This window comes from Allobosea sp. CS1GBMeth4 (genome assembly GCF_900185715.1).
In the GTDB taxonomy this organism is placed as follows: Bacteria; Pseudomonadota; Alphaproteobacteria; order Rhizobiales; family Beijerinckiaceae; genus Allobosea.
Genome location: NZ_FYAS01000003.1, coordinates 11614 through 23759, shown reverse-complemented (window position 1 = coordinate 23759; position 12146 = coordinate 11614). Strand labels below are relative to the sequence as shown.

Genomic DNA, 12146 nt, shown 5'->3' with positions numbered 1-12146 from the left:
TTTCGTCCCCGCCAGAGTCGGCAAGGCCGGCTGATGGGCCGGCCGGTCACCCTGATCACCGGAGCATCCGGCGGCATCGGCGGCGCGCTCGCGACGACGCTGGCGCCCGCGCACCGGCTCGTCCTCTCCGGGCTGGAGGCCGGTGCCCTGGTCGAGCTCGCCGACCGTCTGCAGGCGGAGGGGGCCGAAGTCGCCGCCATGACCGGCGATGTCCGCGATCGCGATCTTGCCGGAGCCCTGGTCGAGCTCGCGCTCGAGCGCTTCGGCCGGCTCGACAATCTCGTCACCGGAGCCGGCGCCTCGCGGCCGGTGCCGCTGGTCGAGATGGCGGACGAGGAGTGGGACCGGCTCGTCGACATCAACCTGTCGGCGGTCTTCCGCGTCTCGAAGGCTGCCGCCCGGCGGATGATCGCCCAGGGCGAAGGCGGCGCCATCGTCCACATCTCCTCGATCGCGCACAGCAATGGCGGCGCCAACCTCGCCTATGGCTCGGCCAAGGGCGGCGTCGCGACGCTGACCTACGGCATGGCCCAGCAGCTCGGCCGCCACGCCATCCGCGTCAACGCGGTCGCGCCGGGCATCATCGACACTCCGATGGTGCGCGGCGGCTTCGCCAAAGAGTTCGATGCGCTGGTCGAGGGCGCCTCGCAGCGCACGCCGCTCGGCCGCCTCGGCCGGCCGGAGGACGTCGCCGGCGTCATCGCCTTCCTGCTCTCGCCGGCCGCCGCCTTCGTCACCGGCGCGCTGATCCCGGTCACCGGCGGCATCGAGATCCTCTCGCCGATCTCGGCGATCGCCAGGGGGAACGCCTGACGATGCGCGAGCTCATCGGCCGTTACGGCACCGCGTTCGCCGGGCTCGTCCTGATCGTCTTCTTCGTCGCCTTTGCGCCGAACTTCGCGACGACGATGAACATCGTCAACGTGCTGAAGGATACGAGCTTCCTCGCCATCCTGGCGCTCGGCTTCGCGCTTGCCTTCACCGTGGCCGAACTCGATCTCTCGATCGCCGAGATGGCGAGCCTCGCCGCCGTGGTCTGCGGCTGGCTGGTGCAGCTTCAGTACCCGCCGCTGGTCGCGGTCCTGGCGGCCCTCTCGGTCGGCGCGCTGCTCGGGTCGCTCAACGGCTACGGCGTCACCGTGCTGCGCATTCCCTCGCTGATCATGACGCTGGGGACGGCTGCGATCGCCAAGGGCTTCGCCTTCATGATCACCCAGGGCGTCGCCTTCGTCGGGCGCTGGCCGGTCGGCTTCACCGGGCTGGCGCGCGGGTACAGCTTCGGCATCCCCAATCTCGTGCTCTGGCTCGCCGGCGTCACCCTCTTCGCCTGGGGCCTCGTCAAGTGGACCCGCACCGGCGCCCATATGGTCGCGACCGGCGAGGCCGACGAGGCGGCGCGGCTCTCCGGCATCGCCACCGCCAGGATGAAGCGCATCGGCCTGCTGCTCTCCGGCCTGCTCGCCGCGATCACCGCCATGCTGCTCGCCGCCAACCTGTCCTCGGCCGCGCCGAACATGGCGGGCGACTACCTGCTCTACGCCATCGCCGCCGTGCTGCTCGGCATGACCATGTTCGAGCCGGGCAAGCCGAACGTGCCGGGCACGGTGTTCGCCGCGCTGGTGCTCAAGGTTCTCGGCAACGGCTTGGTGCTGCTCGGCGCGCCCTACTACGTTCAGGACATCGTTCTCGGCGTCATCATCATTGGCTCGGTCGCCTTTTCGGCCAGCGCCATGAAGAAGGCGGCGTTCAAGGTCTGAGTCTTCACAACGACAACGAGGGGAGAGGTCGTCATGGTCGGTTTGAGGAAGATTGTGCTGGCGGCCGCCGCTGTCGTCGGTCTGGCTCCGGGGGCGCACGCCTTCGAGCTCGGCGTCATCGGCTTCCAGTTCTCGTCGGAGACGCATGCCCGCGTCGCCAATGCCGCGGCGGCCGCAGCGAAGGCCAAGGGCTGGAACGTCACGCTGCTGAACTCGGAAGGCGCACTGCCCAAGCACGCCGAGCAGTTCGACGCGCTGATCGCGAGGAAGGTCGACGCGATCATCGTCGCCATGGGCAAGCCGGTCGAGGCCGACGCCCAGTTCAAGGCGGCCAAGGACGCCAGGATCCCGGTGATCACCGTGCAGTCGGGTTCGAGCCCGCACGCGCTCTTCGACATCCAGACCAACGAATACAAGGTCGGCGCCGAGGCGGCGCTCTATCTGCTCGGCCAGCTCGGCTACCAGGGCAACATCGTCACCGCCCGCTTCGACCTCAACGTCGCCTCGCGCATCCGCGGCAAGCTGCTCGACGCGGTGCTCTCCGAGAACCAGGCGGTGAAGGAACTCGGCAAGTTCTCGATGGCCCGCACCCAGAGCTGGCGCGACGACGTCCGCGCCGGCATGCAGGCGCTGCTGCTGCAGAACCAGGGCAAGATCAACGGCATCTGGGCCTCCTTCGACGGCCAAGCCTACATCATCGACGACCTCCTGCAGGCGCAGGGCGTGAAGAAGGGTCAGATTCCGCTGGTCTCGGTCGATGGCGGGAAGGAGACCTATGCCCGCATCGCCGACCCGGCCTCGACCTTCACCGCGACCGTCTCGATTCCGTTCGAGGAGATGGGCAAGCAGGCGGTCGACGCCATCCAGGCGATCGTCGTCGACAAGAAGCCGAAGGAGACGATCACCTCCGGCCCCTATCTCTTCACCGATGCCGTGCTGGTCGACAAGACCAACGTCCAGCAGTTCCTGAAGTGAAGATCGGGCTCCGCAGCTTGCCGTCATGGTCGGGCTTGTCCCGACCATCCACGTCCTTGCTGGTCGAAGTCCGTGTTCAAGACATGGATGCTCGCCACAAGGGCGAGCATGACGGGCAGTGCTTCCGGAGCCAGCTGCGATGACCGCCACCCCGCTTCTCTCGCTCCGCGGCATCGGCAAGAGCTACGGCCCGGTCGTGGCGGTGCGCGATGTCGACCTCGACATCTTTCCCGGCGAGGTCGTCGCCATCTGCGGCGACAACGGCGCCGGCAAGTCGAGCCTGATCAAGGTGATCTCGGGCGCCGAAGAGGCGACGTCCGGGACTTTGAGCATGCGTGGGAAGACTGTCGTCTTCGCCTCGCCCCACGATGCGCTGAGCCATGGCGTCGCGACGATCTACCAGGATCTCGCGCTCGCTCCGCGCCTTTCGATCGCCCAGAACGTCTTCATGGGCTCGGAACTGACCAGGCCCGTGCTGCTGCCCTTTCTGCGCGTGCTCGACAAGAAGAGGATGGCGCAGGAGGCGCGCGGTTTCCTGAAGCAGCTCTCGGTCACGGTCGAGGACATGGAGCGGCCGGTCGAGCGGCTCTCGGGCGGTCAGCGCCAGGCGGTCGCGATCTCGCGGGCGCTGCGCTGGAAGGCCGAGATCATCATCATGGACGAGCCGACGGCGGCGCTCGGCGTCAAGGAGACGGCGCTCGTCCTCGATCTGATCCGCCGGCTCAAGGCGGATGGCCGGACGGTGCTGCTGATCAGCCACAATATGCGCGACGTGGTCGCGCTCGCCGACCGCGTCGTGATCATGGGCGCCGGCCGCAAATATGTCGACCGCCCGCTCGGCGACCTCACCGCCGACGATCTCAGCCACATGATCATGGCCGGCAACGCCAGGGCGGCCTGACATGACGCGCGAGACGATCGTCATCGACACCGATCCGGGCCAGGACGATGCCGTCGCCCTGCTGCTCGCCTTCGCCAGCCCGGAGCTCGAGCTCAAGGCGGTCACCACCGTCGCCGGCAATGTCCCTCTGGCGCTGACCACCGCGAACGCGCTGCGCATCCGCGAGCTCGCCGGCCGCGAGGAGGTGCCGGTCCATGCCGGGGCCGACCGGCCGCTGATCTTCCCGCTCTCGACCGCCGAATTCGTCTGCGGTCCGGACGGACTCGCCGGCGCCGATCTGCCGCCGGCACGCGGCGAGGCCGCTCCCGGCCACGCCGTCGAGGCGCTGATCGCGATCCTGCGCGCCGCACCGGACGAGAGCGTCACCCTCTGCCCGCTCGGGCCGCTGACCAATCTCGCTTTGGCCTTCCGGCTGGCTCCGGACGTGCTGGGGAAGGTGAGCCGCATCGTGCTGATGGGCGGGGCGCTCGCGCTCGGCAACATCACGCCTGCGGCCGAGTTCAACATCCATGTCGATCCGCACGCCGCCGCGATCGTCTTCGGGTGTGGCCGGCCCATCGTGATGTTCGGCCTCGGCGTCACCCATCAGGCGGTCGCCTCGCACGCCGAGGTCGCTCGCCTCCTCACCTTCGGCAATGCGACGGGCAAGGCGGTTCATGGCATGCTCACGCGCCCGCGTCCCGGCGGGCTCGGCACCGCCGGCCACCCGATGCACGATCCTTGCGTGATCGCCTTCCTGCTCTGGCCGGAACTGTTCGCCGGGCGCGATTGTTTCGTCGAGGTCGAGACTGGCGACAGTTCCTTGCGGGGCCGCACCACCATCGACTGGAACGGCCGGCTCGGGCGGCCGGCCAATGCTCATGTCGTCGCGAGCGTCGAGGCGGACGCGTTGTTCCAGCGCCTCTTCGACCGGCTCGCGACATTGCCCTGAGCGGGGCGAACGACGGGAACCGGTTTTCGCAGGGTTCCCGCATCCCCGAACGAGACCGCGGAGGAAGCGATGGCCCATTTCGTCGAGGAGCTGCAGGCCGAGGCCGAGCGCGCGATTCTCGCCATGCAGACGGCCGCGCTCGCCGCACGCCAGCTTCACGCCCGCGCCGAGCTGATGCGCCATATGCTGACCACGGCGCGCAAGGTCGCCGGCCGGCCCAAGGCCGAGGCGGTCGAGACGGTCGTGCGTGAGTGGATGGACGCCTGGAATCTCGGCCGGCAGGACTGGCCGCACATCGCCCGTGAGATGGAAGTCTTCACTGCCGCCTTTCACGACTACGCCAACGCTCCCGGCGATGAGAGCGATGCCGCGCTGCGCCGGGCCTGCGATGCGCTCGATGCCGTGCTCGCCCGCGAGAACACCTCGATCAGCGACCAGATGGCGTTCCGCTCGCAATGCGCCCATCGCTGGTGGGAGCTGATCGTGCCGGTACCGGCCGATCTTCCGGGCGCCAAGCCGCGCCCCTCGGTGCCGCCCCTTGATGTCGAGGCGCCGTTCTGGCAGTCCGGCTGCGCCGGGTTCTGCCGCTGAGGTCCGGGCGATGCCGCTGTCGCAGCTGACGCTCCGCCCGGCCGCCCTCTCGGATGCCGACGCCTGCCGCACGCTCTCGGCCGCGGTCGGCTGGCCGCATCGGCGCGAGGACTGGGAGTTCGCGCTCTCGCTCGGCCGGGGCTTCGTCGTGGGCAGCGCCACGGAGATGGTCGGGGTCGGGCTCTGGTGGGGCTTCGGCGCGACCCACGCCAGCCTCGGTAGCATCATCGTCGCGCCGGGCTGGCAGGGCCGGGGCGTCGGCAAGCTGCTGGTGGACCGGTTGATCGCGGCGACGGACGGCAGGACGCTCGGCCTCGTCGCCACGCCGCAGGGCGAGGCGCTCTATGCCAGATACGGCTTCGTCGCCATCGACGAGGTGCGCCAGCACCAGGGCGACTGGCCCGAGCTCCCGGCGCCGGTCATCGGCCCGAACGAGAGCATGCGGCCGGCTGCCGCCGCCGACCTGCCGGTCCTGGCCGGGCTCGATCGCGAGGCGACGGGGCTGCCGCGCGCGCCCGTCCTGGAGGGCCTGCTGTCTCGCGGCCATGCGGTCCTGCTCGAGCGAGACGGCGCGCCCAGCGGCTTCGGTTTCCTGCGCCGGCATGGCCGTGGCTGGCTGATCGGCCCGGTGGCGGCCGTCGACGATGCCGCGGCCTGCAATCTGATCGCGGCGCTGCTCGCCGGCCGCCGCGGCGATTTCGTCCGCATCGACGTGCCGGCCCGCTCCGGTCTCGGCGCCTGGTTGGGCGAGCGCGGCCTGCCGCTGGTCGCCTCCGCGGTGGAGATGGCGCGCGGCGCCGCGCCCGTCGTGCCCGGGCCGGCGCATCGCTTCGCCCTGGTCAGCCAGGCGATCGGCTGACCAGCATGGCCGCGGCGCGCCATGCTTGCGCCTGCAGTCCGTTCCAGCCGTGCCAGGCCGTATAGAGGCCCACCAGGATGATCAGCGCGCTGGAGAAATAGGGGGCTCGCACCGCGATGGTCGACAGCCAGGCGGAGCGCTTCTCGGCCGCGCGCAGGCTGAGGGAGGCGGCGACGCCGACCGAGACCAGCGTGAACGCCAGCCCGATCGAGAAGCAGAGCACCAGCACGGCGCCGAGCGCGATCTCGCGCAGCTGCATGCAGATCAGCAGCACGGTGATCGCCGCCGGGCAGGGGATCAGCCCGCCGGTCAACCCGAACAGCACGATCTGCCAGGTCGTCACCGGCCGGTCGGAGAAGCGCCGCCGGATGTCCTCGGCGTGGGCCCGCTGATGCGCGTCCATCGTGTCCTCGCCAGCCCGTTCGCCGTGATCGGGGCGATGGCCGTGTCCATGCGAATGCGAGTGCGAGTGCCCGTGCGAATGGGCGTGCCCATGCCCATGCCCATGGCCATGGCCGTGGCCGTGGCTGTGCAGGGCCCGCCCGAGCGCGCGCTGCTCCTGCCAGGTCCGCCACAGCATCCAGAGCGCGATCGCGATGATGATCGCGCCGGAAACGAGCTGGAACCAGGGTTCGGTCGCCTCGGCATTGAAGTCCCGCGTCAGGTAGAGGCCGGCGAGGACCACGCCCCAGACGACGAGGGTGTGCGAGAGCGTCGCGGCAAGCCCGAGCAGCATCGCCTGCAGCACCGAGCCACGGATGGCGACGATGAAGGCCGCCATCATCGTCTTGGAATGCCCGGGCTCGAGCCCGTGCAGCGCGCCGAGCATGATCGCGCTCGGAATGAACAGCCAGGCATGGCTGGCGCTCTGGGCCAGCAGATCGGTGAAGGTCGGCACGAAAACAGCGCTCCGGATCCGGAACGGATCGGGTGCTGCCGTGCCGTCCGGCCCTGCCGGCGCTGGTCGGGGGCGCCCGTCTCGTCCTCGCCCGCCCGATCTGCGGGGATGCGCCCGGTCTCGCGCCGGCGCTTGCCCGATCGGGGTCCGCTTGTGCAGCGGATGGGGCGGTCTATAACCTCCCGGGGAGGATAGGATCAAGATGCAGGACGACATTCACGCCCGGATCCACCATCACCGGCATCCGGAGATCATCACGCGGCTGAAGCGCGCCGAGGGACATCTGCGCGCGACCATCGAGATGGTCGCCGATGTCCGCTCCTGCCTCGAGATCGCCCAGCAGCTGCAGGCGGTGGAAGGCGCGATCGCGAACGCCCGCAAGATCCTGATCCAGGAGCATATCGGCCATTGCTTGGAAGAGGCGGCCGGCAGCCTCCCGGCCGAGTCGCGCGGCCTGCTGGCGGAGTTCAAGGCGATGACCCGATTCCTTTGACCGACATCCGCGAATGGCCGGGTTGCCGAACCGGCGCTGGCGGTTGCGCTCCGGCTCGCGCAAGATCGCCCTGAAACGATTTAAACTGCCATCCGGGAGGAATGATGCTCGACGATCTCAAGGGGATGCGCGCCCTCGTCACCGGCTCCAGCACCGGCATCGGTGCCGCGGTCGCCAAGGCCTATGCGGCGCATGGCATGCGCGTCGTGGTGCACTACAAGTCGAGCGAGGCCGAGGCGAAGGCCGTCGCCGCCGAGATCGCGGCTGCCGGCGGCGAGGCTCATGTGCTCCAGGCCGATGTCGCCGAAAGCGCGCAGGCGGTGGACCTTGTCGACAGGGCGGCCGACAAGCTCGGCGGGCTCGACATTCTCGTCAACAATGCCGGCGCGCTGGTGAGGCGCACGCCCATCGCCGAGGTCGACGACGCCTTCTTCGACAGCGTCGTCGACCTCAACGTCCGCTCGGTCGTGATGGCCTCGAAGGCGGCGCTGCCCCATCTGAAGAAGGCCGGCAGCAGGGCGAGCGTGATCAATCTGAGCTCGATCGCCGCGCGCAATGGCGGCGGGCCGGGCTCCTCGCTCTATGCCAGCTCGAAGGCCTTCGTGCTCAACCTGACCCGCGGCATGGCCAAGGAGTTCGTGCCCTTCGGCATCCGCGTCAACGGTGTTTCGCCCGGCGTGATCATGACGCCCTTCCACGAACGCTATTCGACGCCGGAGCAGATCGAGGCGATGCGCAGGACCGTGCCGATGGAGCGGGTCGGCACGCCTCAGGACAATGTCGGCGTCTTCCTCTTCCTCGCCAGCCCTGCGATGAGCGGCTACATCACCGGCCAGACCATCGAGGTGAACGGCGGCCAGTACATGGTCTGACGTTCAGTGTGACTTCGCTGTTCTTGACGGGGCAGGGCGCGCGCCAGCATGGTCTGACGCTCCGTCGCCTGGGTAGCCCGTGATGTCGACCAGCCGCAAAGACCCGATGCCGCCGGCCGCCCGGCGGCTCTTCGCGACAGCCGCCGCGGCGATCCTGGTCGCCGGCTGCGCCGGCGATGTGAGGGGCGTGCTGGCGCCGGTCGCGGCCTCGGCGCCGGGGACCAGCAGGGTCACCATGCTGGTCGCGACGACGCGGGCCGCCGACGCCGATGCCGGCATTCTGTTCAATGGCGAACGGGGCAGGCCGGCCTTCGCCGAGATGACGATCTCGCTGCCCCCCGATGCACGCCGCACCATCGGCGAGGTGCAGTGGCCGAGCCGGCTGCCCGGCAATCCCGAGACGGACTTCGTCACGCTCAAGGTCGACAAGCTCGATCTCCGCACCGGCCTCGCGCGCCTGCATGAGCGGGTCTCCAGGGTGCCGAAGCGCCGCGTCATGGTCTTCGTCCATGGCTTCAACAACCGCTTCGAGGATGCGGTCTACCGCTTCGCCCAGATCGTCCACGATTCCGGCGCGGACGTCGTGCCGGTGCTGTTCACCTGGCCCTCGCGCGGCTCGCTCTTCGCCTATGGCTACGACCGGGAGAGCGCGACCTACTCGCGCAACGCGCTCGAGGAGCTCCTGCAGGGGCTGGCGCGCGATCCTGCCGTCGGCGAGGTCTCGCTGCTCGCCCACTCGATGGGCAACTGGGTCGCGCTCGAGGCGCTGACGCAGATGGCGGTGCGCAATCGCGGCATCCCGCCGAAGATCGCCAGCGTCATGCTCGCCTCGCCCGACGTCGACGCCGACGTCTTCCGCACCCAGATCGCGGAGATGACCGGACGGCGCCCGAAATTCACGCTCTTCGTCTCCCAGGACGACCGCGCCCTCGCGCTCTCGCGCCGGGTCTGGGGCAACAAGGACCGCCTCGGCGCCGTCGACCCCGATGTCGAGCCCTACAAGAGCGAGTTCGAGCAGCTGAAGATCACGGTCCTGAACCTGACCAAGCTGCGCACCGGCGACAAGCTCAACCACGGGAAGTTCGCCGAGAGCCCCGAGGTGGTGAAGCTGATCGGCACGCGCCTCGTCGAGGGCCAGCCGATCACCGATTCGCGCGTCGGCCTCGGCGACCGGCTGATCGAGGTCACCGGCAACGCCGCGGCCGCGGTCGGGACCGCCGCCGGAATCGTCGTCTCGGCCCCGATCGCAGTGGTCGATCCGCATGCCCGTCGCCATCTCGGCGACCGGGTCGAGCATCTCGGCAACAATATCCAGGACACCGGCTCCGCGGTCGGCGACACCGTGACCGCGCCGTTCCAGAGTTCCGGAAAGCAGCCCTGAGCGGCTGCCTTACCGGCTGAAGCGCACCGGCACGGAGAGTGAAACCGTCCCGCCTCCGCCGACGCCCGCGGGCGGCGCCGGGACCGGGCTGGCGCGGCGGATCATCGCCGCCGCTTCGCCATCCAGCGCGGAATCGCCCGAGGAGCCGACGACACGCGACGACAGCACGTTGCCGCTGCGGTCGATCGCGAAGGCGACCTGGACCGTGCCCGGGCTCGCCCCTGCCGGGAAGCGCTTGTAGCGGTTGAGATGGGCGATCAGCGAGCCGCGCCAGGAGGCGGTCGAGACCATCGGCTGGCTGGCCGTGCCCTGCGCAGCGCTGCTCGGGGCCGAGGCGCGCTGCTCCGACGGCTTCGGCGCGACGGCCTCGCGCGCCCGCCGCTCGGCCGGCTTGCGTTCGACGATCCTGGGCTTAGGCTTGTCCTTCCTCTCGACGATCTTCGGCTTCGGCGGCGGCTTCTTTTCGGCCGGCTTCGGCTCGGGCGGAGGCAGCAGAACGGCATCGAGCTTCGGCACCTGCGGCAGGTCCGGCAGCCGGATCTCCGGGGGCTCGACCGGCGTCGGCTCGGGAGCCGGTTCGGGCTCCGGCTCCGGCGGCGGCGTCTCCTTCACCGGCTCGGGCGGCCTCTCCGGCTCGGCCCGCTCGGGCGCGACCGGCAGCTCTTCCGGCGGTGCCTCGGGCGCGACGGAGAGCGCTGCAAGCTCGATCATCACCGCCGGCTCGGGCGCGCCGGCGGCGGCTTCCATCGGGCGCCAGTTCACGCCGACCCAGGCGAGCCCGCCATGGACGGCGGCGACGGTGAGCGCCGCCGCGCCCCAGCGCAGCGCGGCGAGCCAGCGGCGCTCCGGGGCGGGGGCGATCATGGCTTGGCCGCTCCCTGTGCGGCGCCCTGGCCGGTATCCTCGAGCCCGACCAGGGCGATCCTGAGATAGCCGGCCTCGCGCAGCCTGTTCATGACCTCCATCAGCTCGCGATAGGCCACCGCGCCGTCGGCGCGCAGGAAGACGCGCTGCTCCCGGTCGTGGTTGCTCTGGCGGTCGAGCACGTCCTGGAGCCGCTCGCGCGGCACGGTGTCGTCGCCGAGCGCCAGGGAAAGATCCTGCTTCACCGTCAGGAAGATCGGCTTGTCGGGCCGCGGCTGCGGCTGCGCGTTCGAGACCGGCAGGTCGACTGCGACATCGACGGTCGAAAGCGGCGCCGCGACCATGAAGATGATCAGCAGCACCAGGATCACGTCGATGAACGGCGTGACGTTGATCTCGCTGACCTCGCCGAGATCGCCGTCCTGCGGCTCCTTGAGTGAAACCGCCATTGCTCACTCCGCCGGGACGCGCGGCAGTGCGGCGGCCTGTGCCGGCAGCGCGTGCAGGCTGCTGCCGCGGGCCGGTTGCGCCGCCTGGCGCCGTGCCCGTTCGAGATCGCGCGAGAGATGGCGCAGCACCTCGCCGGAGGCATCGGAGAGCGTGGCGCGATAGCCGGCGATGGCGCGCGCGAACACGTTGTAGATGATCACCGCCGGGATCGCCGCGACGAGGCCGATCGCCGTCGCCAGCAGCGCCTCGGCGATGCCGGGCGCGACCACCGCGAGGTTGGTCGTCTTCGCCTGGCTGATGCCGATGAATGAGTTCATGATGCCCCAGACCGTGCCGAACAGGCCGACGAACGGGGCCGTCGAGCCGATGGTGGCGAGGAGGCCGGTGCCGCGCGCCATGCCGCGGCCGGCCCTGGCCTCGATCCGCGACAGCGCGATCGCGGCGCGGTCCTTGATGCCGTCCTCGCCGAGATCGGCGGAGCGGTCGCGCTCGCTCTGGGCGGCGCCGACCAGTTCGGCGACGGCGCCGCGCGCCTGTCCCCTGCGGCCGGCGATGGCCTGCGCCGCCTCGTCGAGGCTTGCCGCGGCCTCCAGCCGGCGCACGGCCCGCTGTGCCCGTGTCTTGGCGGCGGCGAGCTCGAGCGCCTTGGCGAGCCAGATCGTCCAGGTCGCCAGCGAGGCGAAGGCGAGGCCGAGCATCACCGCCTTCACGACGATGTCGGCGGCCATGAACATGCCCCAGGGCGACAGATCGTGCGGCAGGCTCGCCGGCGCAGCCACCGCGACCGGAGTCCGGCCGGGCGGCGGCGAGGGGGTGGCGGCCGCCGCTGCCGGACCGGCGGGAGCGGGCTGACCCATGACAGTCGGATCGGCCGGTGCGGCGGCGCCGGGCGCAGGTGCGGCTCCGCCATGCGCGCCGGACGGGCTCGCCTGGGATGCGGGGGCGGTCTCTGCCGGAGCGGTCTGGGCCAGGCCGATCGACCCCGCCAGCGGGGCTGCGGCGATCCCCGCCGCGAACAGGACTGTGCCGATCAAGCGCTGCATCGAATCTGGTCCATGATCTGGCGGCGTTCCTCATCGCGGGAACGCGTTCGGAGCGGAGCCGGCTTCGCGGAAGCGCCCCCGGCGATCGTCGCCAGCAGTTAAACCAGAGCGAATTGATTAGCAAATACAAT

General features: G+C 70.3%; 14 protein-coding genes. 10 read left to right on the top strand and 4 right to left on the bottom strand.

The window, feature by feature from the left end:
- Window positions 1-33 precede the first annotated feature (33 nt).
- The 7 genes from CS1GBM4_RS01495 to CS1GBM4_RS01465 all read left to right on the top strand — a co-directional run bounded on the left by CS1GBM4_RS01495 (window position 34) and on the right by CS1GBM4_RS01465 (window position 6014).
- Window positions 34-813 carry an SDR family NAD(P)-dependent oxidoreductase gene (locus CS1GBM4_RS01495; protein ID WP_186416911.1) on the top strand — a complete coding sequence of 260 codons (780 nt, stop codon included), beginning with the start codon at window positions 34-36 and terminating at the stop codon, window positions 811-813.
- Between the two features lie 2 nt (window positions 814-815).
- Window positions 816-1757 carry an ABC transporter permease gene (locus tag CS1GBM4_RS01490; RefSeq protein WP_186416910.1) on the top strand — a complete coding sequence of 314 codons (942 nt, stop codon included), beginning with the start codon at window positions 816-818 and terminating at the stop codon, window positions 1755-1757.
- Window positions 1758-1790: 33 nt separating this feature from the next.
- Window positions 1791-2732: a sugar ABC transporter substrate-binding protein gene (locus CS1GBM4_RS01485; RefSeq protein ID WP_186416909.1), complete on the top strand. Its 942-nt coding sequence runs from the start codon at window positions 1791-1793 to the stop codon at window positions 2730-2732.
- Window positions 2733-2871: 139 nt separating this feature from the next.
- Window positions 2872-3633, top strand: coding sequence for an ATP-binding cassette domain-containing protein (locus tag CS1GBM4_RS01480; protein ID WP_186416908.1), 762 nt, complete (start codon window positions 2872-2874; stop codon window positions 3631-3633).
- Between the two features lies 1 nt (window position 3634).
- Window positions 3635-4564: a nucleoside hydrolase gene (locus CS1GBM4_RS01475; RefSeq protein WP_186416907.1), complete on the top strand. Its 930-nt coding sequence runs from the start codon at window positions 3635-3637 to the stop codon at window positions 4562-4564.
- A gap of 69 nt (window positions 4565-4633) precedes the next feature.
- Entirely contained in the window at window positions 4634-5155 is a 522-nt protein-coding gene (locus tag CS1GBM4_RS01470) for a hypothetical protein (protein ID WP_186416906.1), read from the top strand.
- 10 nt (window positions 5156-5165) lie between these two features.
- Complete coding sequence (locus CS1GBM4_RS01465) at window positions 5166-6014, top strand: GNAT family N-acetyltransferase (RefSeq protein ID WP_186416905.1); 849 nt, start codon at window positions 5166-5168, stop codon at window positions 6012-6014.
- On the opposite strand, the gene CS1GBM4_RS01460 is transcribed toward CS1GBM4_RS01465, so the two are convergent.
- The gene (locus CS1GBM4_RS01460; protein WP_186416904.1) at window positions 5995-6912 is read right to left on the bottom strand and encodes a nickel/cobalt efflux transporter; all 918 of its coding nucleotides are present in this window, start codon (window positions 6910-6912) and stop codon (window positions 5995-5997) included. The two genes, CS1GBM4_RS01465 and CS1GBM4_RS01460, sit on opposite strands and share 20 nt — an antisense overlap.
- Window positions 6913-7114: 202 nt before the next feature.
- On the opposite strand from CS1GBM4_RS01460, the gene CS1GBM4_RS01455 reads away from it, so the two are divergent.
- The 3 genes from CS1GBM4_RS01455 (at window position 7115) to CS1GBM4_RS01445 (ending at window position 9658) form a co-directional block, all read left to right on the top strand.
- Complete coding sequence (locus CS1GBM4_RS01455) at window positions 7115-7405, top strand: metal-sensing transcriptional repressor (RefSeq protein WP_186416903.1); 291 nt, start codon at window positions 7115-7117, stop codon at window positions 7403-7405.
- A gap of 104 nt (window positions 7406-7509) precedes the next feature.
- The gene (locus tag CS1GBM4_RS01450) at window positions 7510-8277 is read left to right on the top strand and encodes an SDR family oxidoreductase (RefSeq protein ID WP_186416902.1); all 768 of its coding nucleotides are present in this window, start codon (window positions 7510-7512) and stop codon (window positions 8275-8277) included.
- Between the two features lie 82 nt (window positions 8278-8359).
- Window positions 8360-9658 carry an alpha/beta hydrolase gene (locus CS1GBM4_RS01445; protein ID WP_244606998.1) on the top strand — a complete coding sequence of 433 codons (1299 nt, stop codon included), beginning with the start codon at window positions 8360-8362 and terminating at the stop codon, window positions 9656-9658.
- Window positions 9659-9667: 9 nt separating this feature from the next.
- On the opposite strand, the gene CS1GBM4_RS01440 is transcribed toward CS1GBM4_RS01445, so the two are convergent.
- From CS1GBM4_RS01440 to exbB, 3 genes are read right to left on the bottom strand one after another with little or no spacing between them, the layout of a single operon-like run.
- The gene (locus tag CS1GBM4_RS01440; protein WP_186416901.1) at window positions 9668-10522 is read right to left on the bottom strand and encodes a TonB family protein; all 855 of its coding nucleotides are present in this window, start codon (window positions 10520-10522) and stop codon (window positions 9668-9670) included.
- Window positions 10519-10971 carry a TonB system transport protein ExbD gene (gene exbD, locus CS1GBM4_RS01435; protein ID WP_186416900.1) on the bottom strand — a complete coding sequence of 151 codons (453 nt, stop codon included), beginning with the start codon at window positions 10969-10971 and terminating at the stop codon, window positions 10519-10521. The genes CS1GBM4_RS01440 and exbD overlap by 4 nt, the downstream gene beginning before the upstream one ends.
- Window positions 10972-10974: 3 nt before the next feature.
- Window positions 10975-12015, bottom strand: coding sequence for a tonB-system energizer ExbB (exbB, locus tag CS1GBM4_RS01430; protein ID WP_186416899.1), 1041 nt, complete (start codon window positions 12013-12015; stop codon window positions 10975-10977).
- Window positions 12016-12146: the final 131 nt, after the last annotated feature.

Excerpts from the sequence above, each read along its gene's own strand:
- CS1GBM4_RS01495 (WP_186416911.1), top strand. The coding sequence starts at position 34 with ATGGGCCGGCCGGTCACCCTGATCACCGGAGCATCCGGCGGCATCGGC.
- CS1GBM4_RS01490 (WP_186416910.1), top strand. The coding sequence starts at position 816 with ATGCGCGAGCTCATCGGCCGTTACGGCACCGCGTTCGCCGGGCTCGTC.
- CS1GBM4_RS01485 (WP_186416909.1), top strand. The coding sequence starts at position 1,791 with ATGGTCGGTTTGAGGAAGATTGTGCTGGCGGCCGCCGCTGTCGTCGGT.
- CS1GBM4_RS01480 (WP_186416908.1), top strand. The coding sequence starts at position 2,872 with ATGACCGCCACCCCGCTTCTCTCGCTCCGCGGCATCGGCAAGAGCTAC.
- CS1GBM4_RS01475 (WP_186416907.1), top strand. The coding sequence starts at position 3,635 with ATGACGCGCGAGACGATCGTCATCGACACCGATCCGGGCCAGGACGAT.
- CS1GBM4_RS01470 (WP_186416906.1), top strand. The coding sequence starts at position 4,634 with ATGGCCCATTTCGTCGAGGAGCTGCAGGCCGAGGCCGAGCGCGCGATT.
- CS1GBM4_RS01465 (WP_186416905.1), top strand. The coding sequence starts at position 5,166 with ATGCCGCTGTCGCAGCTGACGCTCCGCCCGGCCGCCCTCTCGGATGCC.
- CS1GBM4_RS01455 (WP_186416903.1), top strand. The coding sequence starts at position 7,115 with ATGCAGGACGACATTCACGCCCGGATCCACCATCACCGGCATCCGGAG.
- CS1GBM4_RS01450 (WP_186416902.1), top strand. The coding sequence starts at position 7,510 with ATGCTCGACGATCTCAAGGGGATGCGCGCCCTCGTCACCGGCTCCAGC.
- CS1GBM4_RS01445 (WP_244606998.1), top strand. The coding sequence starts at position 8,360 with ATGTCGACCAGCCGCAAAGACCCGATGCCGCCGGCCGCCCGGCGGCTC.
- CS1GBM4_RS01440 (WP_186416901.1), bottom strand. The coding sequence starts at position 10,522 with ATGATCGCCCCCGCCCCGGAGCGCCGCTGGCTCGCCGCGCTGCGCTGG.
- exbD (WP_186416900.1), bottom strand. The coding sequence starts at position 10,971 with ATGGCGGTTTCACTCAAGGAGCCGCAGGACGGCGATCTCGGCGAGGTC.
- exbB (WP_186416899.1), bottom strand. The coding sequence starts at position 12,015 with ATGCAGCGCTTGATCGGCACAGTCCTGTTCGCGGCGGGGATCGCCGCA.